The 1,135-nt window shown below is 42.9% G+C and carries 2 protein-coding genes; both read left to right on the forward strand.

Translation table 11 applies throughout. The annotated features are described in order from the left end of the window. Nucleotides 1-350, forward strand: a 350-nt coding sequence (mobA, locus tag ACS8FD_RS16045) for a molybdenum cofactor guanylyltransferase (protein ID WP_439276581.1), incomplete at its 5' end; no start/stop codon positions are given. 20 nt (nucleotides 351-370) lie between these two features. Further along, on the forward strand, nucleotides 371-892 hold the full coding sequence (gene moaC, locus ACS8FD_RS16050) for a cyclic pyranopterin monophosphate synthase MoaC (RefSeq protein ID WP_439261729.1): 522 nt from the start codon (nucleotides 371-373) through the stop codon (nucleotides 890-892). Nucleotides 893-1,135: the final 243 nt, after the last annotated feature.

Consider the following 1,135-nt stretch of genomic DNA (forward strand, 5'->3'; position numbering starts at 1 on the left):
AAAACCAGTCATCTTGGTTAATGGTGATTAGCTGTGATAGTCTGATACCTGCTACGATGTTATGGCAAAAGTTGCAGCCTGTAACGACTCAAATAAACAAAAATCAAGAAGCTGATAAAAAGGTGATTTGCTTAACCGATAATAGCCATTTGTATCCGTTGTTAGGGCTTTATCAGTTGAGTATTGAGCCTGATTTAAAGGTTTATATTAATAGTGGCGAGCGGCGAGTGATGGCCTTTATTCAGCCTATGACGCACGCTGTGCCGTTAACAAGTAACTGGCAGCATTTGACCAACTTTAATACGCCAATAGATTTTGAGCGTGCCTGCACATCATTATGTAATTTATAAAAACGCAAGAGAATGGATAAATGAACAGCAACAGTCAAGTAAATAACCAAGCTACTGCCACCCAATCCACTTTATCGCATTTAGACAGCGACGGCGATATTACTATGGTCGATGTCAGTGGTAAAACTGCCACAACACGAGAGGCTAATGCGGCGGGACAAGTGCGATTTCCGAGCGAGATTTATGAGCAGATCAAAGCCGCTGATGGCATGACCAAAAAAGGCAGCATCACTCAGACCGCGCATATTGCAGGCATAATGGCGGCTAAGCGCACCCATGATCTGATTCCGCTGTGTCATCCGCTGCCATTAGATAAGATTGGCCTAACTTTTGAGTACGATGATACCTGCAATAGCATAACCGTCAGCGGTACTGTTAAAGTCACGCATAAAACAGGTGTCGAGATGGAAGCCTTGACGGCGGTAAGTATTGCTTGTTTGACCATCTATGATATGACCAAAGCGCTATCGCATGATATTGTCATTGATAATGTACATTTGCTAAAAAAGACGGGTGGTAAGTCAGATTATAGCCACGTTTAAGATAAGAAATATTATCTGCAGAGTTGGCAAGTGCAAAGACACAAAGCCTAGTAGATGATAAAAAATGGAGAGTGTGATGAACACTATCGAACCAAAAATCGTTGAGCCAGAAACTAAAACAGCAACCAACGTTGATACCGCTATGGATATCAATGTTTTATACTTTGCTAGCCTTGCCGATGAAGCTGGGCGCCAGCAAGAGATCGTTAGCGTGGTGCAGTCAACCTCATTGAGCGAGCGAGA

It is taken from the genome of Psychrobacter sp. 1U2, assembly GCF_051847575.1.

Coding starts and splice junctions, on each gene's coding strand:
- moaC (WP_439261729.1), top strand. CDS start 371: ATGAACAGCAACAGTCAAGTAAATAACCAAGCTACTGCCACCCAATCC.